General features: G+C 69.3%; 23 protein-coding genes and 3 tRNA genes. 15 read left to right on the top strand and 11 right to left on the bottom strand.

The window, feature by feature from the left end:
- Window positions 1-79 precede the first annotated feature (79 nt).
- Both ACGFJ2_RS13955 and ACGFJ2_RS13960 read left to right on the top strand, forming a co-directional pair.
- Complete coding sequence (locus ACGFJ2_RS13955) at window positions 80-796, top strand: IclR family transcriptional regulator (RefSeq protein WP_357950403.1); 717 nt, start codon at window positions 80-82, stop codon at window positions 794-796.
- 58 nt (window positions 797-854) lie between these two features.
- A complete protein-coding gene (locus ACGFJ2_RS13960) occupies window positions 855-2,573 on the top strand; it encodes a hypothetical protein (protein WP_358178404.1) in 1,719 nt (572 codons plus the stop codon).
- A gap of 178 nt (window positions 2,574-2,751) precedes the next feature.
- On the opposite strand, the gene ACGFJ2_RS13965 is transcribed toward ACGFJ2_RS13960, so the two are convergent.
- The 4 genes from ACGFJ2_RS13965 to ACGFJ2_RS13980 form a co-directional block, all read right to left on the bottom strand.
- Window positions 2,752-2,824 (bottom strand) — tRNA-Glu (locus ACGFJ2_RS13965).
- 18 nt (window positions 2,825-2,842) lie between these two features.
- Window positions 2,843-2,918, bottom strand: a tRNA-Glu gene (locus tag ACGFJ2_RS13970).
- Window positions 2,919-2,998: 80 nt separating this feature from the next.
- Window positions 2,999-3,577: a hypothetical protein gene (locus tag ACGFJ2_RS13975; protein WP_357950397.1), complete on the bottom strand. Its 579-nt coding sequence runs from the start codon at window positions 3,575-3,577 to the stop codon at window positions 2,999-3,001.
- A 40-nt stretch (window positions 3,578-3,617) separates the two neighbouring features.
- Window positions 3,618-3,689: transfer RNA gene (locus ACGFJ2_RS13980), tRNA-Gln, on the bottom strand.
- A 164-nt stretch (window positions 3,690-3,853) separates the two neighbouring features.
- Here ACGFJ2_RS13980 and ACGFJ2_RS13985 point away from each other — a divergent pair.
- Window positions 3,854-5,821: a M3 family metallopeptidase gene (locus tag ACGFJ2_RS13985; protein WP_393467929.1), complete on the top strand. Its 1,968-nt coding sequence runs from the start codon at window positions 3,854-3,856 to the stop codon at window positions 5,819-5,821.
- A gap of 99 nt (window positions 5,822-5,920) precedes the next feature.
- Here ACGFJ2_RS13985 and gltX read toward each other — a convergent pair whose 3' ends face one another.
- A complete protein-coding gene (gltX, locus tag ACGFJ2_RS13990) occupies window positions 5,921-7,294 on the bottom strand; it encodes a glutamate--tRNA ligase (protein ID WP_357950391.1) in 1,374 nt (457 codons plus the stop codon).
- Window positions 7,287-8,063 carry a fumarylacetoacetate hydrolase family protein gene (locus ACGFJ2_RS13995; RefSeq protein WP_225291995.1) on the bottom strand — a complete coding sequence of 259 codons (777 nt, stop codon included), beginning with the start codon at window positions 8,061-8,063 and terminating at the stop codon, window positions 7,287-7,289. Before ACGFJ2_RS13995 ends, gltX begins: the two co-directional genes overlap by 8 nt.
- Window positions 8,064-8,261: 198 nt before the next feature.
- Here ACGFJ2_RS13995 and ACGFJ2_RS14000 point away from each other — a divergent pair, with 198 nt between their 5' ends.
- Genes ACGFJ2_RS14000 through ACGFJ2_RS14025 form a run of 6 tightly spaced genes read left to right on the top strand, consistent with a single transcriptional unit; the run spans window position 8,262 to window position 11,159 of the window.
- Complete coding sequence (locus ACGFJ2_RS14000; RefSeq protein ID WP_357950760.1) at window positions 8,262-8,729, top strand: Asp23/Gls24 family envelope stress response protein; 468 nt, start codon at window positions 8,262-8,264, stop codon at window positions 8,727-8,729.
- Entirely contained in the window at window positions 8,726-9,172 is a 447-nt protein-coding gene (locus ACGFJ2_RS14005; RefSeq protein WP_393467932.1) for a hypothetical protein, read from the top strand. Before ACGFJ2_RS14000 ends, ACGFJ2_RS14005 begins: the two co-directional genes overlap by 4 nt.
- Window positions 9,169-9,354, top strand: a complete 186-nt coding sequence (locus ACGFJ2_RS14010; protein WP_357950385.1) for a hypothetical protein — start codon at window positions 9,169-9,171, stop codon at window positions 9,352-9,354. Before ACGFJ2_RS14005 ends, ACGFJ2_RS14010 begins: the two co-directional genes overlap by 4 nt.
- Window positions 9,351-9,887 carry an Asp23/Gls24 family envelope stress response protein gene (locus tag ACGFJ2_RS14015; protein ID WP_393467935.1) on the top strand — a complete coding sequence of 179 codons (537 nt, stop codon included), beginning with the start codon at window positions 9,351-9,353 and terminating at the stop codon, window positions 9,885-9,887. The genes ACGFJ2_RS14010 and ACGFJ2_RS14015 overlap by 4 nt, the downstream gene beginning before the upstream one ends.
- A gap of 16 nt (window positions 9,888-9,903) precedes the next feature.
- Window positions 9,904-10,581 (top strand): DUF6286 domain-containing protein, encoded by a 678-nt coding sequence (locus tag ACGFJ2_RS14020; RefSeq protein WP_393467938.1) that lies wholly within the window; start codon window positions 9,904-9,906, stop codon window positions 10,579-10,581.
- Window positions 10,578-11,159 (top strand): alkaline shock response membrane anchor protein AmaP, encoded by a 582-nt coding sequence (locus ACGFJ2_RS14025; RefSeq protein WP_393467941.1) that lies wholly within the window; start codon window positions 10,578-10,580, stop codon window positions 11,157-11,159. Before ACGFJ2_RS14020 ends, ACGFJ2_RS14025 begins: the two co-directional genes overlap by 4 nt.
- 41 nt (window positions 11,160-11,200) lie before the next feature.
- On the opposite strand, the gene ACGFJ2_RS14030 is transcribed toward ACGFJ2_RS14025, so the two are convergent.
- A complete protein-coding gene (locus tag ACGFJ2_RS14030; protein ID WP_393467944.1) occupies window positions 11,201-11,797 on the bottom strand; it encodes a cyanamide hydratase in 597 nt (198 codons plus the stop codon).
- Between the two features lie 139 nt (window positions 11,798-11,936).
- Here ACGFJ2_RS14030 and ACGFJ2_RS14035 point away from each other — a divergent pair, with 139 nt between their 5' ends.
- Entirely contained in the window at window positions 11,937-13,568 is a 1,632-nt protein-coding gene (locus tag ACGFJ2_RS14035; protein WP_393467946.1) for a heparinase II/III family protein, read from the top strand.
- A 226-nt stretch (window positions 13,569-13,794) separates the two neighbouring features.
- Here the strand turns inward: ACGFJ2_RS14035 and ACGFJ2_RS14040 are convergent, their stop codons facing one another.
- From ACGFJ2_RS14040 to ACGFJ2_RS14050, 3 genes are read right to left on the bottom strand one after another with little or no spacing between them, the layout of a single operon-like run.
- Window positions 13,795-14,121 carry an NADPH-dependent F420 reductase gene (locus ACGFJ2_RS14040; RefSeq protein WP_393467949.1) on the bottom strand — a complete coding sequence of 109 codons (327 nt, stop codon included), beginning with the start codon at window positions 14,119-14,121 and terminating at the stop codon, window positions 13,795-13,797.
- Between the two features lie 56 nt (window positions 14,122-14,177).
- Window positions 14,178-15,119, bottom strand: a complete 942-nt coding sequence (locus ACGFJ2_RS14045) for an SDR family oxidoreductase (RefSeq protein ID WP_393467952.1) — start codon at window positions 15,117-15,119, stop codon at window positions 14,178-14,180.
- A gap of 52 nt (window positions 15,120-15,171) precedes the next feature.
- The gene (locus ACGFJ2_RS14050) at window positions 15,172-15,795 is read right to left on the bottom strand and encodes an NAD(P)-binding domain-containing protein (RefSeq protein WP_357950361.1); all 624 of its coding nucleotides are present in this window, start codon (window positions 15,793-15,795) and stop codon (window positions 15,172-15,174) included.
- 150 nt (window positions 15,796-15,945) lie between these two features.
- Between ACGFJ2_RS14050 and ACGFJ2_RS14055 the strand changes: the two genes are divergently transcribed.
- Complete coding sequence (locus tag ACGFJ2_RS14055) at window positions 15,946-16,416, top strand: MarR family winged helix-turn-helix transcriptional regulator (protein ID WP_363996997.1); 471 nt, start codon at window positions 15,946-15,948, stop codon at window positions 16,414-16,416.
- A 353-nt stretch (window positions 16,417-16,769) separates the two neighbouring features.
- Here ACGFJ2_RS14055 and ACGFJ2_RS14060 read toward each other — a convergent pair whose 3' ends face one another.
- Window positions 16,770-17,486, bottom strand: coding sequence for a FadR/GntR family transcriptional regulator (locus ACGFJ2_RS14060; RefSeq protein ID WP_393467955.1), 717 nt, complete (start codon window positions 17,484-17,486; stop codon window positions 16,770-16,772).
- 226 nt (window positions 17,487-17,712) lie between these two features.
- Here ACGFJ2_RS14060 and ACGFJ2_RS14065 point away from each other — a divergent pair, with 226 nt between their 5' ends.
- From ACGFJ2_RS14065 to ACGFJ2_RS14080, 4 genes are read left to right on the top strand one after another with little or no spacing between them, the layout of a single operon-like run.
- Window positions 17,713-19,020 carry an enolase C-terminal domain-like protein gene (locus tag ACGFJ2_RS14065; RefSeq protein WP_393467957.1) on the top strand — a complete coding sequence of 436 codons (1,308 nt, stop codon included), beginning with the start codon at window positions 17,713-17,715 and terminating at the stop codon, window positions 19,018-19,020.
- A 42-nt stretch (window positions 19,021-19,062) separates the two neighbouring features.
- Window positions 19,063-20,130 carry a sugar ABC transporter substrate-binding protein gene (locus ACGFJ2_RS14070; protein WP_393467960.1) on the top strand — a complete coding sequence of 356 codons (1,068 nt, stop codon included), beginning with the start codon at window positions 19,063-19,065 and terminating at the stop codon, window positions 20,128-20,130.
- Window positions 20,120-21,625, top strand: a complete 1,506-nt coding sequence (locus ACGFJ2_RS14075; protein ID WP_393467963.1) for a sugar ABC transporter ATP-binding protein — start codon at window positions 20,120-20,122, stop codon at window positions 21,623-21,625. The genes ACGFJ2_RS14070 and ACGFJ2_RS14075 overlap by 11 nt, the downstream gene beginning before the upstream one ends.
- Window positions 21,618-22,640 (top strand): ABC transporter permease, encoded by a 1,023-nt coding sequence (locus tag ACGFJ2_RS14080; protein WP_357950343.1) that lies wholly within the window; start codon window positions 21,618-21,620, stop codon window positions 22,638-22,640. The genes ACGFJ2_RS14075 and ACGFJ2_RS14080 overlap by 8 nt, the downstream gene beginning before the upstream one ends.
- Window position 22,641: the final 1 nt, after the last annotated feature.

The raw sequence follows: 22,641 nt of genomic DNA on the forward strand, positions 1-22,641 counted from the left end.
GCGATGCTCCCCATCGCGCTCCCTCGCGGGAGTGTCCTCCGACTTGCCTTCTCATATGTCGAGACGTCAGTATCGGTGTATGGACAACTCTAGCGGAGTCGGCGTACTGGACAAGGCCGTTCTGGTACTCAATGCCCTCGAAGCGGGTCCCGCTTCGCTGGCACAGCTGGTCCAGGCCACCGGCCTGGCCCGGCCCACGGCCCATCGGCTCGCCGTCGCACTCGAGCACCACCGCATCGTGACCCGTGACACGCAGGGCAGGTTCGTGCTCGGCCCACGGCTTTCCGAGTTGTCCACGGCGGCGGGTGAGGACCGGTTGCTCGCGGTGGCCGCGCCCGTGCTGATGCAGTTGCGCGACCTCACCGGCGAGAGCGCGCAGCTCTACCGGCGCCAGGGTGACGAGCGGGTCTGCGTGGCGGCGGCCGAACGGTCCAGCGGGTTGCGCGACACCGTGCCCGTGGGCTCGGCGTTGCCGATGACGGCGGGTTCCGCCGCCCAGATATTGCTGGCGTGGGAGGAGCCCGACCGCCTGCACCGGGGGCTGCGCGGCGCCAAGTTCACCGCCGCCACGCTGGCGTCGGTGCGGCGCAGAGGATGGGCGCACAGTGTCGGCGAGCGCGAGCAGGGGGTGGCCAGCGTCTCCGCGCCGATAAGGGGCAGCGGCGGCAAGGTCATCGCGTCGGTCTCGGTTTCCGGGCCCATCGAACGGCTGACGAGAGCCCCCGGCCGGCTGCACGCGGTGCCCGTCATGGCGGCGGCCGAACGCATCACGGAAGCGATGCGCCGCACGTCATGATCAGCAAAAGCGCCTATTTGGGGAGCCGAGTGCCTCGCGGGCGCACTAGCCTGAGTGCGTGACAGATCGCATCGAGGTAGCCGCCACTGAGCTGCGACCCCTGCTCGAAGAGTTCATCATCTGGGCGCGCGACAACGCGCCCGAGAGCGACCCCGAGCTCGTGGGACCAGCGGCGCTGTGGCACCGCCTCGCCTTCTCCCAGGATCTCGGCACGTGGAAGCGTGCCGACCTGCGCAACCTGCTGCTCGACCGCATGCCCAAGGTCGTGGAGGACCCCGACGCCGCGGCCGACGGGATGCTCCCGGCCGTCGACGCGTACCTGACGTTCCTCTCGCAGACCGGACGGCTCACCGAGGGTTCTGACTCCCTCTCCGACCTGCAGGCCGAGCTCGACGACGTCGAGGACGACTTCGTCGAGCTGATGGAGGACCTCCTCGACGACGACGCCGAAGGCGACGACGACGAGGAGGAGGAGATCGGCGACCTGGGCGACTTCGAGCCGTTCGCCGACGCGCTGGCCGACCTCGACACGATCAGGCTGCGCCCCGACTCCGAGCTGGCCACGGCCGCCCGCGAGGTGCCGCTGATCGCCCAGGCGCGCGACCTGGCCGTGTGGGTGGGCTCCGGGCGCAGGGTGGGGGAAGACACCCTGCTCTCCGACGACGAGGTGGCCGAGGCGCTGACCGCCGTCGGACTGCCCAGGCCGGAGACCGAGGGCTCGCTCGCCGAGGCCGTCCCGCACCTGTGGAACGTCTGGAACCTCGCCGTCGACCTGGAGTTCCTGGAGCCGGGTGACGCCAACACCGTGGGTGTCCAGGACGACACGTCCGAGTGGCCGTTCGACGACGACGAGGACGTGCTCGACGCCTGGATGCTCGGCCTGCACTCGGTCGACTACGGCGACCCCGAACTGGCCGACGAGGACCTCACCATGGCCCTGGCGGGCCTCACGCGGGGGGCGCTGGTCAGGCTGCTCCTCGGTGGCGGCTCCCGCGACCTCGCGGAGCTCGGCCAGGAGCTGGCCGAGGCGGCCGCGGAGCTCGACGAGCTGGGCGCCGACGCCTGGGAGGCGGCGGGCGACCCGCTCGCCGGGGCGCTCGCCTGGCTGACCGGCTACGGCATGGTCGAGGTCACCGGTCAGACGGTCAGCCTCACGCCGCTCGGCACCGAGGGCGTCGTCCACCTGGTGGACGACTCCGACATCGAGGTCGACGCGCGGCCGGCCATCGAGTCGATGAGCGCCCACGAGCTGCTCGCGCTCAGCGCCGAGCTGCCGGAGGAGGAGGCCGACGCCGAGTTCGCCGACTGGATGCGGCTGCGCGAGCCCGGCAAGGCAGCCGAGGAGCTGCTGGAGGCCGCCGCCCAGGACGAGTCGGACGCGCTCATCCGGGTGCAGGCGGCCAGCGTGGTCGGCACGCTCGGCGAGGCGGCGATCCCGGCCTGGCAGGAGGCGCTGAAGCAGTCCTCGCTGCGCCCCTACGCGGCCACGCACCTGAGCCAGCTCCAGGTGGAGGGCGCGCCGGAGCCGACGCAGGACGACACCCACTGGCTGATCCTCGACATGTGGACGATCTCGGCCGGGCTCGGCCGGTCGGAGTTCATCGGGAGCTTGCGGGACATCGGGCCGGAGCTGCTCAACAACCTGCTCGAGGTGATCTGGAAGATCCCGCACGCGCACGTGGAGGAGTTGCTGGACCTGATCTCTCAGGTCCACCCGGACAAGCAGGTCGCCAAGGCGGCGCGGCGGGCGCTGTTCAAGGCCCGCTCCAACTCCTAGGCACTTTCCGTACGGGATGGCGCCGCTCCAGTCGCTGGAGCGGCGCCATCGCCGTTCCAGCGACGTCTTGGGCGGGCCACCGGCTTGGACGGGCAACGGGCTTGGACGGGCCACCGGCTTGGGCGGGCAAAAGAAAAAGCCCCCGGCGCGAAATGCGACCGAGAGCGGTGATGAAATGTAGTCCCGACCGGATTCGAACCGGCGCTACCGCCTTGAGAGGGCGGCGTCCTGGGCCACTAGACGACGGGACCTTCGTAAGCTTGTGGCAGTGGTAGTCCCGACCGGATTCGAACCGGCGCTACCGCCTTGAGAGGGCGGCGTCCTGGGCCACTAGACGACGGGACCCTGTCCACAAGCGATTTTGCCAGGTTCCCCCGGCAACGCAGGTAACTCTACCGCACCCTCGGAGCACCACCAAACCACTATCAGGCCAGCAGATCGGGCCTATGGCGGCGGACCCAGTCGCCCATCGGGCCGCGTTCCCAGAGTGGATCGACGGCACCGAGCGGAATGCCGAGCCACTGGAGGCCGGTCTCCGGATCGACGGGCACCGCGGCGAGCTGAGCCCGCATCCACGGGGGTATCCGCGGCGGCACGTCACGCTCGCCCCAGCCGATCAGCCCGACGGACCGCAGGGCGTCGGCCCGCACCCGGACGCCGCCGAGGCGGCCGATCGGACGAGGGCTGGCCATCCGGCTCTCCACGACGTCGATCCGCTCCATCCGGGCCCACGCCAGCCGGAGGCGGAAGCCGTGCGCGTCGGCCAGCTCCACGCCCTGCGGGGAGAAGCGCACGACGGTGCCCGCCACCATCCGGCGGTGCTTGATCGCCAGCACGCCGGTGAGCGCGCCGACGCCGAGGGCGCCGATCAGCACTCCGGCGGCCGTGCTGCCCGTCACGATCGCACCGAGCAGCAGGCACACGGGGAAGAAGAGCACGAGGGGCATCAGGAGGGGAGCCAGGAAGGCGAGGAACGACCCCGGCCGCATCCGAAATTCATCCATAAGCAAAAAACGGACGCCTCTATGAGACATCCGTTAAGCGCTGGGGTACCAGGACTCGAACCTAGACTAACTGAACCAGAATCAGTCGTGCTGCCAATTACACCATACCCCACCGGCCCGAACCCCGTGGGGTGCGTTAAGGCGACGTCCGAAAGAATAGCCCAGCTTGGGCGCCAAGACCAAAACGATTGCCGAACCGCCTTCTTCCAGGGCGCGGAAGAGAGCCGGGCGTGCCAAGCTGAGGGGGACAAAGCACCACGTGGAGGAGCCCAAGCGTTGGCAGAGAACCCCTTCTTCGCCCCCAGCAGCCTGCCCTACCAGCTGCCGCCCTTCGAGGAGATCCGCGAGGAGCACTACCTCCCCGCGTTCGAGCGCGGGATGGCGGAAGGGCTGGCCGAGGTCGAGGCGATCGCGGACAGCGGTGAGCCGCCCACCTTCGACAACACGATCGCCGCGCTGGAGCGTTCCGGGCGCATCCTGGAGCGCGTGTCCGCGGCCTTCTTCAGCATCGTCTCCTCCAACTCCACGGAGGGCGTCCTGGAGCTGGAGAAGCAGATCTCGCCCGCGCTGGCCAAGCACAGCGACGCGATCCGGCTCAACCGCGCGCTCTGGGCCCGCGTCAAGCGGGTGACCACGGACGACCCCGAGGAGTCGTGGCTGCTGGAGAAATACCGCGAGGACTTCGTCAGGGCCGGCGCCGACCTGACGGAGGTCGAGCAGGGCGAGCTGCGGCGGCTCAACGAGGAGTTGTCCCGGCTGTCCACCGAGTTCGCCCAGAACCTGCTGAAAGCGCTGAGCGAGTCCGCGCTGGTCGTCGACGACGCCAAGGATCTCGACGGCTTCGACGAGGCCACGATCCAGTCGCTGGCGAAGGACGGGCGCTACGTCCTGCCGCTGCTCAACTACACCAACCAGCCGGCGCTGGCCCAGCTCACCGACCGCGACGTGCGCCGCAGGCTCTACACGCTGAGCGTGGAGCGGGCGCCGCGCAACTTCGAGCTGGCGATCAAGATGGCCACGCTGCGGGCCGAACGCGCCGCGCTGCTGGGCTTCCCCAACCACGCCGCCCACACGGTCGCCGACCAGACGGCCAAGACCGTGGAGGCGGTCGAGGCCATGCTGGGGCAGCTCGTCGGGCCGGCCGTACGCAATGCGAAGAAAGAGGCGGAGGCGCTCACCGAGCAGGCCGGGTTCGCGGTCGAGCCGTGGGACTGGTCCTACTACTCGGAGAAGGTGCGCCAGGCCCGCTACGACTTCGACGCCGGGGCCATGCGACCCTACTTCGAGCTGTGGCGCGTCTACCGCGACGGCGTGTTCTACGCGGCCACGCGGCTCTACGGCGTCACGTTCACCGAGCGGCCCGACCTGAAGGGCTACCACGAGGACGTACGCGTCTACGAGGTGTTCAACGAGGACGGCGGCCGGCTCGGCCTGTTCCTGCTCGACCCGTACGCCCGGCCCAACAAGCGGGGCGGCGCGTGGATGAACAACCTGGTCGACCAGTCGGGCCTGTTCGGTGAGCTGCCGGTCGTGATGAACAACCTCAACATCACCAAGCCGGGTTCCGGGCCGACGCTGCTGACCTACGACGAGGTCAACACGGCTTTCCACGAGTTCGGGCACGCGCTGCACGGGTTGTTCTCCGAGGTGCGCTTCCCCCGCGTGTCGGGCACCAGCGTGCCGCGCGACTTCGTCGAGTACCCGTCCCAGGTCAACGAGATGTGGGCGACCTGGCCGGAGATCCTGGCCAACTACGCCAAGCACCACGAGACCGGCGAGCCGATGCCCGCCGAGCTGGTGGAGAAGATGAAGGCCGCGGAGAAGTTCAACCAGGGCTTCATGACGGTCGAATATCTGGCCGCGACGCTCCTCGACTGGGCCTGGCACAAGCTGGCCGCGGGCGAGGCGGTGGCCGACGCCGAGGCTTTCGAGTCCGCGGCGCTGGAGGCGGCCGGGATCGCCCTGCCGACGGTCCGGCCGCGTTACCGGACCAACTACTTCGCGCACATCTTCGCGGGGGGCTACAGCGCCGGCTACTACTCCTACATCTGGAGCGAGGTGCTGGACGCCGAGAGCGTCCTGTGGTTCAAGGAGAACGGCGGTCTGGAACGGGCGAACGGCGACCACTTCCGCCGCGAGCTGCTGTCCAGGGGCGGCAGCATCGACCCGCTGACCGCCTTCCGCAACTTCCGCGGCCGGGAGCCCAGCATCCAGCCGCTGCTGGAGCGCCGCGGCCTCCTCTGACCTCCCCGCGTCTGTCCGCTGCCCCCTGTCCGGCGTGCTCGACCGGCTCAGGGGCGCGGCGGCGCGCCGTACCCCTGAGTGCCCGCCGGATCGTTGCCGTCAGCCCTGGAGGCGGGCCAGGGCGGCGCGGATCCGCTCCTCGGTGCGTTCGCGGCCGAGCACCTCGATCGACTCGAACAGCGGCAGGCCCACCGTCCGGCCCGTGACGGCGACGCGTACGGGCGCCTGGGCCTTGCCCAGCTTGAGTCCGTGGGCGGCGCCGACCTGCTCCAGCGCCTCCTTCAGCGAATCGGGGTCCCAGCTGACGCCCTGGAGCCGCTCCAGGTAGCCACCGAGGATCTCCACCGGGGAGTTCTTCATCGCCTTGTCCCAGGATGCCTCGTCGAACACGGGCTCGTCGAGGAAGAGGAAGTCGACGTTCTGCCTGATCTCGGACAGCACGGTGATGCGGGTCTGCGCCAGCGCCGCGACCTTGCTGAACATCTCCCGGTCCCAGTCGGCCTCGAGATAGGACGAGCAGCGCTCCTCGAACGTCTCGACGGGCAGGGCCCGGATGTACTCGCCGTTGAAGGCCCGCAGCTTCTTCTCGTCGAAGAACGCGCTGGCGGAGTTGACGCTCTCCAGCTTGAACAGCGGCATCATCTCCACCCACGGCATGATCTCGCGGTCGTCGCCGGGGCCCCAGCCGAGCAGCATGAGGTAGTTGACCATGGCCTCGGCCAGGTAGCCCTCGGCGCGGTAGTCCTCCAGTGCCACCTTGTCGCGGCGCTTGGACAGCTTCTTGCGCTGCTCGTTGACGATCACCGGCAGGTGCGCCCAGACCGGCGGGTTGGCGCCGAGCGCGGGCCACAGGAGCTGCTGCTTGGCCGCGTTGCCCAGGTGCTCCTCACCGCGCACCACGTGGGTGATGCCCTGGGTGATGTCGTCGACCGCGTTGGCCAGCACGTAGAGCGGCGAGCCGTCGGTGCGGGCGATGACGAAGTCCTCCTGGGCGTCGTTGGGGAACTCCACCCGGCCCCTGATGACGTCCTCGACGACCGTGACGCCCTCGTCGGAGGTGCGGAAGCGGACGGCGCCCTCGGTCAGGCCCCGGTCACGGCAGAACCCGTCATAGCCCTTGTGCTCGGAGCCGGTGCGGGCGACGAGCGTCTCGCGGGTGCAGTCGCAGAAGTACGCCTTGCCGTCGGCGAGCAGCTTGGCCACGGCCTCGCGGTGCTGCGGCTCGTAGGCCGACTGGAAATAGGGGCCCTCGAACACCGGGTTGGTGCCGTTGATGCCGATCCAGTCGAGCGCCGAGATGATGCCCTCGGTCCACTCGGGCCGGTTGCGCGTCGCGTCGGTGTCCTCGACGCGCAGCACGAAGCGGCCGCCGGACTGCTCGGCCAGCGCCCAGTTGAACAGCGCCGTACGGGCGCCGCCGACGTGGAACATACCGGTAGGCGACGGGGCGAAACGCACCCGTAGATCAGTCACGGGAGACCACCTTGTTCGTCAGAGTGCCGATGCCTTCGATGCCGACGCTGACCTCGTCACCGACCTCGACCGGGCCGACGCCCGCCGGGGTGCCGGTCAGAATCACGTCGCCGGGGATCAGCGTCATGACCGCGCTGACGTAGGCGACCAGCGCGGGGATGTCGTGGATGAGCTGGTTGGTACGGCCGCTCTGGCGCACCTCACCGTTGACCGTCGTCGTGAGCGCCAGGTCGGAGGGGTCGAGATCCGTCTGGATCCACGGCCCGAGCGGGCAGAAGGTGTCGAAGCCCTTGGCCCTGGTGAACTGGACGTCCTTCTTCTGCAGGTCGCGGGCGGTGACGTCGTTGGCGCATGTGTAGCCGAAGATGACGTCCTTGGCGCGCTCGACCGGCACCTCGCGGCAGAGCCGGCCGATCACCAGGGCCAGCTCGCCCTCGTAGTCGACGCGGTGGGACAGCGACGTCGGGTAGGCGATGGGCTCGCCGTGGCCGATCACGGAGGTGGACGGCTTGATGAAGATCAGCGGCTCGTCCGGGACCTCGTTGCCCAGCTCACGGGCGTGCTCGGCGTAGTTTCTGCCGATGGCCACCACCTTGCTGGGCAGCATCGGGGCCAGCAGCCGCACTTGGGACAGCGGGTGGCGTTCGCCGGTGAACTGGACGTCCCCGAACGGGTGCCCGGAGATCGCGGACACGAACTCCTCACCCGGGCCACCCTCGACCACGCCGAACGACACGCCTTCGCCTGTGGAGAACCTCGCTATACGCACCTGACAAGGCTATCGCCGCCGCCACCCCCTCCGCCCGCCTCATGAATCGGTCACAAACGTACCTAAAGTCCGTTTTGTCGCGCATTTTCGGTTGCCTGGAGGTTACGAGGGCTTTGTGACACATCGAGTGTCAGGAGGTGACGGATCGTGGCTGACACGGTAGTCAATCAGCAGGGCACGGTACCGCGGGCCAGGACGATGGAAGGCGGCCCGTCCGGGTCACTGGTGACCGACAAGGGCACCACCACCATCGAGGACGTGGTCGTCGCGAAGATCGCCGGCATCGCGGCGAGCGAAGTGTCCGGCGTGTACGACATGGGTGGCGGCACCGCCAGAGCACTCAGCACCATGCGCGGCATGGTCGGCGGCGACAAGAGCCTTTCTCAGGGCGTCTCGGTGGAGGTGGGCCAGCGGCAGGCGGCCGTGGACCTCGACCTGGTCGCCGAGTACGGCATCGCGATCCCGGAGTTGGCCGGGGCCGTGCGCAGGAACGTCATCAACGCGATCGAGCGCATGTGCGGGCTCGAGGTCACCGAGGTGAACATCAGGGTCGACGACGTACACATGCCCATGCGGGACACACCCGCCGGGGAGGAGAGCGGGATGGGCACCGCCGCGGGCGAGCAGTCTCGCGGCAAGTCGGAGCAGGGGCCCAGGGTCCAATGACCGAGGCCCAGACGAGCGGCGCTCAGACGAGCGGCGCCCCGGCGAGTGATGCCCGGACGAGCGACGCTCAGCCGAGTGGCGCCCGGACGGCCGAGGCCCCGATGAGCGAGGCCCAGTCGGTCGCCGAGCGGGTTCGCGCCTGCGCCGGGGTGGCCGGGCTGTCGGGCGGTCTCTTCGGGACGGTGGCGACCTACCTGCCCGGCGAGCGCCTCATGGGCGTCTCCGTGGACGAGCGCGAGGTGACCATCGCCATCGTGGCGCGCCTCGGCCGCCCACTGCCTGAGACTGCGGAAGAGGTGCGGCGGGCGGTGGCCGACCTGGCCGGCGACCGTCCGGTGAACATCCGGATCGACGACGTGGTGCCCGAAGACACGGTGTCCACAGACAACACGGTGCCCACAGACAAGAGGCCCGAAGACGCGGTGAAGGAGACCTCAAGATGAACATCTCATGGTTGCCCGTGATCGGCATGGCCGTAGGCATGGTGCTGGGCATCGTCGGCGCCATCGGCGGGCTCGGCGCCTTCCTCCTCGTGCTCGTCCTGGGCGCGATCGGTCTTCTGGTGGGCCGCATCATGGAGGGCGGCGAGGTGAACCTGTCGAACCTCACCGTGAGGCGGAGATGACCACGGACACGCCCGCGTCTCAGGCGTCCGCCGTGCTGGTGCCGGGGCAGCGTCCTACTCCGGCGGTACCTCCCGAGGGGCGTGGCCGTACCGAGGTCACGGACCGCGTGGCGGTCAAGATCGCCCGCCATGCCGCCGGTGAGGTGGCTGGGGTGCGCGAGGTGATCGAGCGCGGCGGGCTACGCGGGACGCGCCCGGCGAGCGCCACGGTGCGGGGTGACACCGTGGAGATCGGGCTGACCGTGTCCGTGGCCTATCCGATGCCGCTGCGCGTGGTGGCGGCCGCGATCAGGAGCCACGTGGCGAGCAGGATCGCCGCGCTGACGGGACTCCAGGTGTCCCATGTGGACATCACGATGGCGGAACTCACGGCCCCACCGGCGCCGACGTGGGGGTCCTCGCGGGGGACCTTCTCGCGGGAGACCTTCTCGCGGGAGTCCTTGCCGGAGGCACCGCAGGAGACCTCGCGGGAGACCGCACGACAGGCACCGCCGAAGCCGCCGCCGCGGACACCGCCGGAGGTTTCGCCATGAGTCCGGAGGTTTCGCCATGAGTACCGGAGCCCACGGGGCGGATGAACCGGTGACGACGACCCTGGGCGACCAGGCGATGGAGGCGCCGCTGGGCGGTGCGATCGGCCAGGTGACGGACCGGCCCCCGAGCGGCGCCGGGCGGGCGGCGGATCGGGCGGCGATGCGGGCCTTCAGGCCGCGGCGGACCGTGCCCGCCGTCGTGGTGGCCGCGCTGCTCATGATCCTGGGCGTGGTGGTGGCCGCGCAGACGATCTCGGCGCTCGCCGGGCGGCCGCTGCGGTGGGCTAGCCTGGACCGGATGCTGAGCTGGGCGGCGTCCACTCCGTGGAACAACGGGCTGTTCCTGTTCGGCGCCGCGATCGTCGCGCTGGTCGGGCTGGCGCTGATCGTGGCCGCACTGGTGCCCGGCAGGCCGCGGTTGGTGCCGGTACGTACCGGGGACGCGGACCTGATCATCGGCATGCGGCGCAGGAGCTTCGCCAGGGCGCTGGCGCATGCCGCGGAAGGGGTTCCGGGCGTGCACGCGGCCCGCGCCTCGGTCCGCGGCCACACGGCCGCCGTCACCGCGACCACCGCCGGGTGGGATCGGGAGCGGTTCGGTGCGGCCGTACACACCGCGGTGCTGTCCAGGCTCGTGGCGCTGAGCCCCATCGAGGCGTACCACGTGAAGGTCAACGTGAGGGAGCGCAAGTGAACCGCAGAACGAGCCGCGGCAACCGCTGGGGTCTGGCCCTGACCGGGATCGTGCTGCTCCTGCTCGGCGTCTACGCGCTGGCCCGCGGCCTGGGGGCGTTCGGGCGGGCCCGCGCGCTGACGCCGATCGTGAACTTCTCCGTGCGGTCGTTCTTCGCGGCCTGGAGCCCGTGGATCTGGTGGGCCATCGCGCTGGTGGCCGTGATCGTGGCGCTGCTCGGCCTGCGCTGGCTGTTCGTCCAGGGGCGCCGCGACAGCCGCGACTCGCTGCGGCTGGAGACCGGCCCCGGAGGCGTCACCGACCTCACCGCGAAGGGCATGACGACCGCGGTCGCGGCGGACGTCGAGACCAGCCCCGCCGTGCTGAGCGCCGGGGCCGACCTCGGCGGCTCCGGCGCCCGGCTGCTGGTACGGCTGCGCCTCGTGGCGGACGAGCAGGCGCCGATGAGCGAGCTCAGGGACCACCTGTCGGGCGTGGCGATCCCGCACATGCGCAGCGCGCTGGATCAGGATCGCGTACCGGCGGTGGCCCGGGTGACCCTGGAACCCGCCCCTGCCGCACACCGCGTCGTCCACTGAGACGTCGCTCCAGCTGAAGCGCTGGTCGGCGCTGGTCGGCGCTAGCCATCCAGCGGGTTGCGGGCGATGCGGTCGGTGATGCCCGCCCGGACGAACCGGCCCGCGAGGCTGGACGGCTTGCGGGTGCCCTGCTCGGTCACGCAGGCCGCGAACTCCTTGGCGATCTCCAGCCGCGGATGGCGGGCGAGCACCTCCTGCCGCAACTCCGCGGGGATCTCCTCGGTACGCCGTCCCGAGATGTCCATGCCGGTCGACAGCTCCAGCAGGTGTCCCTCGGGATCCTCCGCCAGTGGCACCGCGTCCCACATGTGACGGATGATCACCTCGGCGGCCCGGACCCGGCGCTCGACCGGCCACCCGGCCCCCGCCGCGAACGCCCAGGCCACATGCCCGCCCGCCTCCTCGAACGGCACCGTGTGGCTGTCGAACTCCGCGGTCAGCCCGATGTCGTGCAGCATCGACGACACGTACAGGAGCTCGGTGTCGAAGGCGATCTCGTGCAGCCCCGCGTACGCCGCCGCCCACAGGTAGGCGCGGACGGAGTGGTTGAGCAACGAGGGCGAGTGATACCTGGTCGCCACCTCCAAGGCGCCCCGGCAGACGGGGGTGTCCGGGATCACGATGTCGTCGTATCTCATGCCCTCAGCATGTCGTGAAATGTCCGGCCCGGAAACCGAGCCGCATCGAGCCGCTAACGATCCGGCACCCAACTTGACCAGTTGATCGTGATTCGGTCAGCATGTTCCGCCCCCATCTTTTTGCCCGGAAGGAACCGGCGTGCGCCGCCTTGCGATCCCCCTCGCTCTCATGCTCGTTTCCACCGGGCTGGTGAGCACCGCGCACGCCGACACGTCGGTGAAGCGCACCTCGCAGTGCCAGGGCGACTGGCTGCCCGGTACGCCCACTGCGGACGAGGTCATGCGGGGTGAGCTGCCCCTGGTCGAGCAGCCTCCGGTGAAGATCGGGAAGAAGATCAACTGGGCCATGAGCCCGTACCACAACCGTTCGTGGGAGTTCGTCTTCCAGTCGCTGCGCTGGATGGGCACGCTCGTCGTGGCGTACGAGAACAGCGGCGAGGAGCGTTACCTCGACCGGGCCGTGGAGATCACCAAGGACTGGGCCCAGAGCAACAGGCGGGGCGCCCGCGGCACCCCGTCGTACGCCTGGAAGGACCACCCCGTCTCCCTCCGCTCCCAGGCGCTGGTCTGCCTGAGCATGCACGTCAAGGATGCCTGGCTCAAGCAGACGCTGGCCGAGCACGGCAAGCTCCTGACCGACTCGCGGCTGTACAAGAAGGGCCACAACCACGGGATCGACCAGGACATCGCGCTCATGGGCATCGCCTGCCGCTACGGCCGCAAGGACTGGCTGAGCCTGGCCGTCAAGCGGCTGACCGGCACGGTCAAGCTCGACGTCGACTCCCAGGGCGCGCTCATGGAGCAGGCGCCGCGCTACGCCGTCTACGTGCACAGCAGGCTCATGGTCGCGATGACCAACATGAAGGACTGCGGCCGCAAGGTGCCCGGCGAGATCACCCGGCGGGCCGACGCGCTCAAGACGTTCGTGGCCCACTCCACCCAGCCCAACGGCTTCATGGTGCCGATCGGCGACGGCAGCGCCGAGGTCGAGCCCAAGATCGAGACCGGCACGCCCAAGGAGAAGGTCAAGGTCTACAAGGCCGGTTACGTGTACGGCCGGACCGACTGGGGCAAGCCCGAATCCGCCTTCTACTCGATCAGGTTCGGCCCCGGCCTGAAGTTCCACGGCCACGAGGACCACCTGAGCGTGACCTACTACGCCCAGGGCCGCGACATCCTGGTCGACGGCGGTTTCAACTCCTACGAGAAGAGCTCCTACCGCTACTGGACGCTCTCCCCCGAGGCCCACAACGTGCCGTCCGTGGTGGGCGGGCGCTTCCGTCCGCGCACGGCCAGCAAACTCATCAAGTCCTCGTACGGCAAGGACCGGCAGGCCTTCCGGCTGACCGACACGGCCTATGGCACCTCCCGTACCCGATCGGTGCTGGTGAACCACGGCCAGGACGTGATGGCGGTGCTCGACACCGCGTCCGGCGGCAAGAAGGTCAAGAACCTGTGGCGGTTCGCCCCGTCGCTCAAGGTGATCTCCAACGGCGGCGGCCGGGTCGTGCTGGGCGACGGGAAGTACCGGGTCACGATGGTCCAGCTGGCGGGGTGCAAGCCGGTGGGCGGGCAGCAGGTGCAGCGCGGCGGGAAACTGGGGTGGGTGTCGCCGACGTACCTGTCCAAGGTGCCGACGAACGTCGTCGTCTCCCCCGCCGCCAAGTCACTGCTGACGGTCATCGTGCCCGACACCGATTCGCCGAAGGTGTCCTGCTCGGGCGGGAAGGTCAAGGTCCAGGGCCTGACCTTCCCCGCCAAACTGCTCTAGCCGGTCCGGCTGGAGCGGCTGGCCCGGTTTTCCGCACGTCAGGTTTATTGAAGATCGCCGGATTGTCGTGGTGATCGCCATCACGGTATGACCTTGGGCTGGTGAGACAGCCGACCACAGGCGATCGGTCGGCTCGTAACGCTCCCGTGGGACCTGACGGCGCAGGACCGCGTTCTGATGTCGCGATGCCGACGGCGTGGGCTTGGCCGCGCGGTGGCCGACCCGCTCAGGAGCCGTTGCTGTCGAGCGCGGGGATGTGCCCGTCACGCTCGGGGCCGTAGTTGCACGTGTCGATGACCGTCTTCCCGGCCAGTGGCACGGCGGGCAAGTTGGGGAACGCCTTGACCGGCACCGTGACCACGACGATGTCACCGGCCGCCGCGGCCTCCCCGCTCGTCGCCGCGGACGCCCGCGGCCCCAGTTCTGCGACCGTGTCCGCGAGCGTTTCGGGACGGCGCGAGTTGCTGAGCACGACCTGATGCCCGGCCTCGACGGCGAGCCGCGCGATGGTGCTGCCGATGGCGCCGCTGCCGATGAATCCCACAGTCGTCATATTCTGAGCCGCCCTCCTTGTCATGTGCCGGACTCGTTGAGACTCGGGTCCTGTCATCAGCCGGCGGGGAAGTAGTGGCCGTTGTCCAGATCGGCGAGCAGGCGGGGCTGAACGGGTTCCCAGCCGAGGGTCCGGCGGGTGACGAGGTTGGACGCCGGGTAGCTCTGCGTGACGATGTGCGCGAGGAACCCGAAGTATCCCGGCAGCACCAGTTCGTCCACGGGAACGCTCACGGCGGGCAGGCCCAGACGGCTGCCGATGGCTTCGGCGATCTCGCGGAACGGGATGCCCCCGTCGTCGACCGCGTGCCAGTATTTGCCGGCCGGGCCCTTCTCCAGCGCCAGGCGGAACAAGGAGGCGACATCGCGGATGTGCACGGCGTTCCACAGGTTCGCGCCGTCTCCGGGGTAGCCGATGAAGCCCTTCTCCTTCGCGAGCGCGATCAGCGTCGGGAGGAAGCCGGCACGATCGGTCGTGCTGTGCGCGATGTTGGCGATCCGCACGACCGAAGACCGCACGCCCTGCTCGGCGAGGCCGACTACGGCGGTTTCCACGACGTTACGAGCCCGCAGGGTGCCCTTGTGCTCATCGCCACTGGGAAGGGCCGGGTCCTCCTCGGTGGCCGTCCGGCCCAGGAATCCCTGCCCGGGCGAGCCGATGCTCCCCGCCGCGACCAGCGGCTTTCCGGTTCCCGCCAGTGCCTCGCCGTAGGCGAGCATGATCGGGAGCTCGGCGGCGGCCACGGCGTGGATCCCGCCGGAGAAAAGCAGGTCTTGCCGGTGCGCGACGTGGATGACGCCGTCGGAGTCCGCAGCCGCTTCCTTGAGCCCGTCGAGATCCCCGAGGTCGCCGCGACGCACCTTCGCGCCGAGCGCGGACAGCGCCGCCGCGGCAGTGTCCGACCGGGCCAGGCCGGTGACCTCGTGCCCGGCGGCGATGAGCTCGGGGACGATGTACGAACCGGAATGGCCGGTCCCGCCAGTGACGAAAACGCGCATTCTGCTGTTCCTTATGAGTGAGCTGGCGCGAGAATCGGTGGTGCGGGTGTGCTCAGCTGAGATTGCTGACGCCGAGGGCGAAGTTGAAGTCCCCCACGCCGTGGCGGCCCAGGTTGATCATCAGCAGGCCCGTCCCTTCCAGCCAGTGCGCCATCTCCAGGCCTCCGGCATCCAGCGGGCGCAACCCGAGGCTCTCGATGAAGGCCGATACGCTTGCCTTGGCCCGCGCGTCGTCGCCGGCGAAGAGCACGTCCAATGGGCGCCCCGGGGTCAGGACGTGGCCGAAGACGGTGTTGAACGCCTTCACGACGTGCGCGCTCGCCGGGGCGGCCTTGGCGATCTCCTGCGCGGCGGAAGTGCCGTCAGGGGTGGTCAGCCCGGTGGCGTCGGCTTTCATGGGGTTGGTGATGTCGATGATGACCTTGCCGGCTAGCGCGTCGCCGTACTGGGCGACGACCGGCACGGCGCTGGCGTTCGGCACGGCGAGGATGACGATGTCGCCGGCTGGGGCGGTGCCGAATGTCCCGGCCGTGGCGCCGCCGCCGAGCGCGAGGGCCAGGTCCTTGGCCTTGGCCGCGTCGCGACCGACGACCTCGACGGCGTGGCCGCCCTCGACCGCGCGGGCGCCAATGGCGCGGCCCATACTCCCCAGGCCGATAATGCTGATGCTGATCATGGAGTGCCTGCTTTCTGGAGCTGGATAGGACGCCATGCCCACCCGTCGTTGTCAACGGCTGTGTCATCGACACACCCATTTGGTTAACGTGTGAACCAGAATGTACGTGGCGCTTGGTTACCATGTCAACTAGACGGTAAAGTGACGTGCGTGACCGAGCCGCGGTGGTTGGACGAGCGAGAACAGCAGGCCTGGCGCAGCTTGATGAAGATGCAGGACGGACTGTCGGAGTTCATCGAGCGGCAGCTGCGCAACCGGTGCGGGCTGTCCGGCGCTGACTACCAGGTCCTGGCCCATCTCTCTGAGGCGCCCGAAGGCCGGCTGAGGTCGTTCGAACTCGGCCAGTTGTTGCGCTGGGAGAAGAGCCGCCTGTCGCAGCACCTGGGCCGGATGCAGAATCGCGGCCTGGTGTCCCGCGAGCGGTGCCTCGCCGACCAACGGGGGGCGGTAGTCGCCATCACTCCCCGGGGCAGCGACCTGATCAAAATCGCGGCTCCGCAGCACGTGGCCGACGTCCGCGACGTGCTCATTGATCATCTCACTGCGACAGAGATGGCGATGCTCGTCACCATCGGCGACAAAGTAGCCGAACGGCTGGCGGCGCTGGAACACAAGCACTGATACCCGATCCCGGACCTCATCGCTCACGAACTGCGTGCGTGTCAGACCGCTGCCTACAGCATCCCGCGGGCGCCGGCATAGCTGTTCGCGATGCACGACCCACAGCTACGACCCGCTCAACGCCTGACTTGATCAGCGACATGCCCTTGGAAGGCGCGGCTCACGTGCAGACGACTTGGGAAACTGACACGCACTAATGATCTTGGTCGGAAAACTTGAGTTTCGGGACCGTTTCAGGGCCTACATAGCCTTCAGCGGAATGATCGCAGTCGCAGAGAACCAGGTATCACGTCGAGAGTGGCCTCTCGGGCAACTCGGCCGTCAGCCCGGTTTCCCGCATGCCAGGCGGACCTTCATGATGTGTACTCCTCCTGGTCACGGGAGCCCTCGACGTCTCCCAGCACCGAGCGGAGCCAGCTCTCGGTCGTGCTGATGTGCATCAGCGCCGCGGCCTGGGCGAGAGTCGCGTCGCCGGCGGCCAGGGCGTTGTAGATCGCCTCGTGCTCGGCGACGGTCTTGTGCGAGCTGCCCGCCTCGACGGTGCCGCGCCACACCCGCATCCGCAGCGTACGGCCGGAGATGCCGTCGAGCAGGGTGGACAGCGTCTCGTTACCGGTCGCCCGCACCACGGCGCGGTGGAAGGCGGCGTCGTGGTGATTCAGCTTCTCCACGTCGTCACTGGCGGCGCGCATGGCGTTCAGGTGCTCGGCGATCTCCTCAAGTTGCTCGCTGGAGATCAGGGACGCGGCCAGACCGGTCGCCGCGGGCTCCAGCATCCGCCGTACCTGGACGATCTCCGGCAGGGTGTCGTCGCGCAGCAGCTCGACAGCCAGCCCCAGCCCTTCCAGCAGCAGCCGTGGCTCCAGGCTGGTCACGAAGGTGCCGTCGCCCCGCCGTATGTCGAGCACCCGGGCCACGACCAGCGCCTTGACCGCCTCGCGCAACGGGTTACGGGAGACGCCGAGCTGGGCGGCGAGCTGGTGCTCCGGTGGCAGCCGCGCTCCCGGGGACAGCTCGCCCGACTGGATGAGCGCCCGGATGCGGGAGATCGCCTCGTCGGTCAGGGACATGGGTACGGCCTCCCGAGGTGGAGCGGCTCGATCGGCACGCGAGCCACACGGGAAACATAACAGACATCCCATGTCTAAGCGAGAACCAGATCTGGCGATGAACAGACATGGGCTGTCTAAGGTCCTTTTCGGCTACCTCTAGACAGGAAGCAAGGGCCGGGATTACAAAGACATCCCATGTCAAAAATTTGACTTGCTGGGAAACATCCCATGGAGGTACCTCATCGTGCCCGAGCTGATCACTGCGGTCGAGGCCCACGACATCCGGTTCCCGACTTCACGGCACCTCGATGGGTCCGACGCCATGAACCCCGAGCCCGACTACTCGGCCGCCTACGTGATCGTGCGGACCGGCGACGGGCAGGAAGGCCACGGGCTCGCCTTCACCGTCGGGCGCGGCAACGAGATCGCCGTCGCCGCGGTGGAGTCGCTGGCACCGCTGGTCACCGGGCGGCCGGTGGCCGAGGTGCTCGGCGACCTCGGCGGGATGTCCCGCCTGCTCACCGGCGACAGCCAGCTGCGCTGGCTCGGCCCGGAGAAGGGCGTCACCCACATGGCGGCGGGAGCCGTGCTCAACGCGCTGTGGGACCTTCGTGCGCGCAGGGCGGGCAAGCCGTTGTGGCGGCTGCTGTCGGAGCTGTCGCCGGAGGAGATCGTCGACGTCGTTGACTTCCGCTACCTGGAGGACGCCCTCACCCGGGAGGAGGCGCTGGCCATCCTGCGCCGCGCCGAGCCGGGCCGCGCCGAGCGCCACGCCCGTCTGCTAGCCGAGGGCTACCCCGCCTACACCACCACCCCCGGCTGGCTCGGCTACACCGACGACAAGCTGGTCCGGCTGGCCAAGGAAGCGGTCGCTGACGGTTTTCGCCAGATCAAGCTGAAGGTCGGTGCCGACCAAGCCGAGGACGTCCGGCGCGTACGGCTGGCCCGGGAGGCGGTCGGACCCGATGTGCGCATCGCCGTGGACGCCAACCAGGCGTGGAACGTCGGCCAGGCGATCGAGTGGCTGGCCCCGCTGGCGCGGTACGACCTGTACTGGATCGAGGAGCCCACCTCGCCCGACGACGTGCTCGGCCACGCCGCCATCCGCAAGCGGGTGGCGCCCATCAAGGTCGCCACCGGCGAACACACGCACAACCGGGTGATGTTCAAACAGTTCCTGCAGGCGGACGCGATCGACATCCTGCAGCTCGACGCGGCCAGGGTCGCCGGGGTCAACGAGAACATCGCCATCCTGCTGCTGGCCGCCAAGTTCGGGGTCCCGGTGTGCCCGCACGCGGGCGGCGTCGGGCTGTGCGAGATGGTCCAGCACCTGTCGATGTTCGACTACGTGGCCGTCAGCGGCACCGCCGAGGACCGCGTCATCGAGTACATCGACCATCTGCACGAGCACTTCGCCGACCCGGTCGTGATCCGGGAAGGCCGATACCTCGCCCCTGAACGGCCGGGCGGGGGCGCCGAGATGCGTCCGGAATCCCGCGCCGAGTACGCCTACCCGCACGGTCCCCAGTGGACCGCCGACCTCCGGCTGTGACCCAGAACAGCGACCCGGAAGCAGCGCAGGAAAGGAACAGCCATGAAACGAGGACTCGCCCTGGGGGCGGCCATCGCCCTGTCGGCCGGACTGGCCGCGGCCTGCGGGGGTGGCGGAGGCAGCGGCACGACCGCCTCAGGAGGCGGCAAGCCGGTCGTCGGGGTGGACTACCCCCGCTCCGACACCGACTTCTGGAACTCCTTCATCAAGTACGTCCCCAAGTTCGGCGCCGAGAACGGCCTGGAGCTGAAGACCTCCAACTCGCAGAACGACATCTCCAAGCTCACCGCCAACGTGCAGAGTCTCATCAGCCAGGGCGTCAAGGGCATCGTGCTGGCGCCGCAGGACACCGCTGCCGTAGCCCCCACCCTCCAGCAGCTCAACGCCAAGAAGATCCCCGTCGTCATGGTCGACACCCGTCCCGAGCAGGGCCAGGCCTTCATGGTGGTGCGTGCCGACAACCGGGCGTACGGCGAGAAGGCGTGCAAGTTCCTCGGCGAGAAGCTGGGCGGCAAGGGCAAGGTCGTGATGCTCCAGGGCGACCTGGCCTCCATCAACGGCCGTGACCGCACCGAGGCGTTCAACGAATGCATGAAGGCGAGTTACCCCGGCATCACGGTGTTCGGCGAGGCGGCCAACTGGGACGGCGCGATCGCCTCGCAGAAGCTCCAGACGCGGCTCACCGCCAATCCGGACATCAAGGGCGTCTATATGCAATCGAGCTTCGCCCTGTCCGGCACCCTCCAAGTGCTCCAGCAGCGCGGCCTGCTGGTCCCCCCGGACAACCCCAAGCACGTCTTCGTCGTCTCCAATGACGGCATCCCCCAGGAGCTGAAGGAGATCGCCGCCGGCAACATCGACGCCACCGTCTCCCAGCCGGCCGACCAGTACGCCAAGTACGCGCTGCAGTACGCCAAGGCCGCCATCGACGGCAAGACGTTCAAGCCCGGCGCGACCGATCACGACAGCACCATCATCCAGGTGCGCCCTGGCCTGCTGGAGGACCAGCTCTCCGCGCCGCTGGTCACAGCCGACGGCGGCACCTACGGGGGCGTCACGAGCGTCAAGCCGGGCGAATCCTCGCTCTGGGGCAACAATCTTGGCGGCTGACCAGGCGCCCACGCCTCTGGCCGAGGCGGTGGACGTCACCAAGAGATACGGCGAGACCGTCGCGCTGGACCGCGCCGGAATCCGGATCATGCCCGGCCAGACCCACGCTCTGGTCGGCCGCAACGGGGCAGGCAAGTCCACCCTGGTCTCGATACTCACCGGGCTCCAGGCACCCGATGAGGGCGAGGTGCGCTTCGACGGCGAACCCGCCCCGCGCCTCGCCGACCGTGACGCCTGGCGGCAGCGGGTGGCCTGCGTCTACCAGAAGTCCACGATCATCCCCCAGCTCACCGTGGCCGAGAACCTCTACCTCAACCGCCACGCCGCCTTCGTCAACTGGCCGGACCTGCGCCGCAAGGCCGCCGCCCTGCTGGAGACGTGGTCGGTGGACGTGGACGTACGGCTGCCCGCCGGAGAACTGGACGTCGAACAGCGGCAGTTCGTGGAGATCGCCCGTGCGCTGTCCTTCGGTGCCCGGTTCATCATCCTCGACGAGCCGACCGCCCAGCTCGACGCCGCCGCCATCGCCCGCCTGTTCACCCGTATCCGCACCCTGCAGGAGCAGGGAGTGACCTTCCTGTTCATCAGCCACCACCTGCAGGAGATCTACGAGATCTGCGACACGGTCACGGTCTTCCGCGACGCCCGGCACATCCTGACCACCACGGTGGCCGGCCTGCCGCACGCCGAGCTGGTGGCGGCCCTGGCGGGAGAGGCCGCCGGCCTGGCCGGCACCTCCTCCCGGACGGCCGTGCCCGCCGGCGCCGATGTGGTGCTCGGCGTGCGCGGCCTGTCGTACGGCGACGCGTACAGAGAGGTCGGCTTCCAGATCCAGGCCGGCGAGATCGTCGGCCTGGCGGGGGCGGCCGGCAGCGGCCGGACCGAGCTGGCCGAGACCGTCGCCGGGTTGCGCGCGGCCGATTCAGGCACGATCGAGGTCGCCGGGCGGGTCCCTCGTCCCGGCAGCGTGCCTGACGCGCTCGCCGCGGGCGTCGGCTTCGTCCCCCGCGACCGGCACCATCAGGGATTCGTCCCGATGATGTCGATCGCCAACAACGCCACCATGACGGTCCCCGAACGGCTCGGCGAGGCCGGCCTGATCAGCGGCAGGCGGCGCGACCGGCTGGCCGGCACCCTGATCACCAACCTGGCGATCAAGACGCCCGGTCCCGGCCTGCCCGTGATGGGCCTGTCCGGCGGCAACCAGCAGAAGGTCGTCATGGCCAGGGCGCTGGCCTCCGATCCCCGGTTGCTCGTACTGATCACCCCCACCGCCGGGGTGGACGTGAAGTCCAAGGAGTTCCTGCTGGGCAAGGTCGAGGAGACGGCCGCCGAGGGGACCGGCGTGCTGATCGCCTCCGACGAACTCGACGACCTGCGGCTCTGCGACCGGCTGCTGGTGATGTTCCAGGGTCGCATCGTCGCGGAGATGGCCGCCGGGTGGCACGACCACGACGTGGTGGCGGCCATGGAAGGAGTCCGGCTCGATGCCTGAGAAAACCCTCACGCCCGTCACCGGGAGCGCCCCTCAGGAGCGGGCACGGCCACAGGTGCGGCTCGCCCGGCTGCGCGACTTCGCGCTGATCCCGGCGATCATCGTGATCGCCGTCGTCGGTCAGATCGTCAACCCGATCTTCCTGCAGGGCGACAACCTGATCAACATCCTGCAGACCATGTCGGAGATCTCTCTCCTGGTGCTGGCCCAGACCATCGTGCTGGTCGCCGGCAAAATGGACCTGTCGCTAGAGTCGACGTTCGGCCTTGCGCCGGGCGTGGCCGCCTGGCTGACCGTCGCCGCCGGCTCGGGCGCCGGGCTCGGCCTGGTGCCTGGCGCCTGGTCGATTCCGATCACCCTGGCCGTCGGGGTGCTGATCGGTATGGTCAACGCCCTGTTGATCGTACGGTTCGGGCTCCACGGCTTCATCGTCACCCTCGGCATGCTGATCGTGCTGCGCGGCCTGCTCACGGGCATCTCCGGCGGCCAGACCTTCTTCAACCTGCCGTCGTCGATGCTCTACCTCGGTTCGGCCATGTGGCTGGGGGTGCCCGCCTCGATCTGGCTGTGCCTGCTGCTGTTCGCCGCCGGCATCGTGCTGCTCGGCTTCACCAAGTACGGCCGTGCCCTGTACGCCATCGGCGGCAACGTGGACGCGGCCAAGGCGGCCGGCATCCGTACCGACCGGGTGCTGTGGACCGCCTTGGTGGGCGCCAGCCTGCTCGCCGCGCTCGGCGGCCTGCTGATGTCGGGTCACCTCGCCTCGGTGGCCGCTGCTCAGGGCGATGGCGCCATCTTCACCGTGTTCGCCGCGGCCGTGATCGGCGGTGTCGGCCTCAACGGCGGCAAAGGCACGATGTTCGGGGCGTTCACCGGCATCCTCCTCCTCTACATGATCCAGAACGTCCTCACCCTGGCCGGCGTGCCCGCCCAGTGGATCCAGGCCCTCAACGGCGCCATCATCATCATCGCCCTGGTCCTGTCCCGGCTCACCGGAGGCAAGGTCCAGGAGTAGG

The organism is Nonomuraea sp. NPDC049028 (assembly GCF_043197735.1).
In the GTDB taxonomy this organism is placed as follows: domain Bacteria; phylum Actinomycetota; class Actinomycetes; order Streptosporangiales; family Streptosporangiaceae; genus Nonomuraea.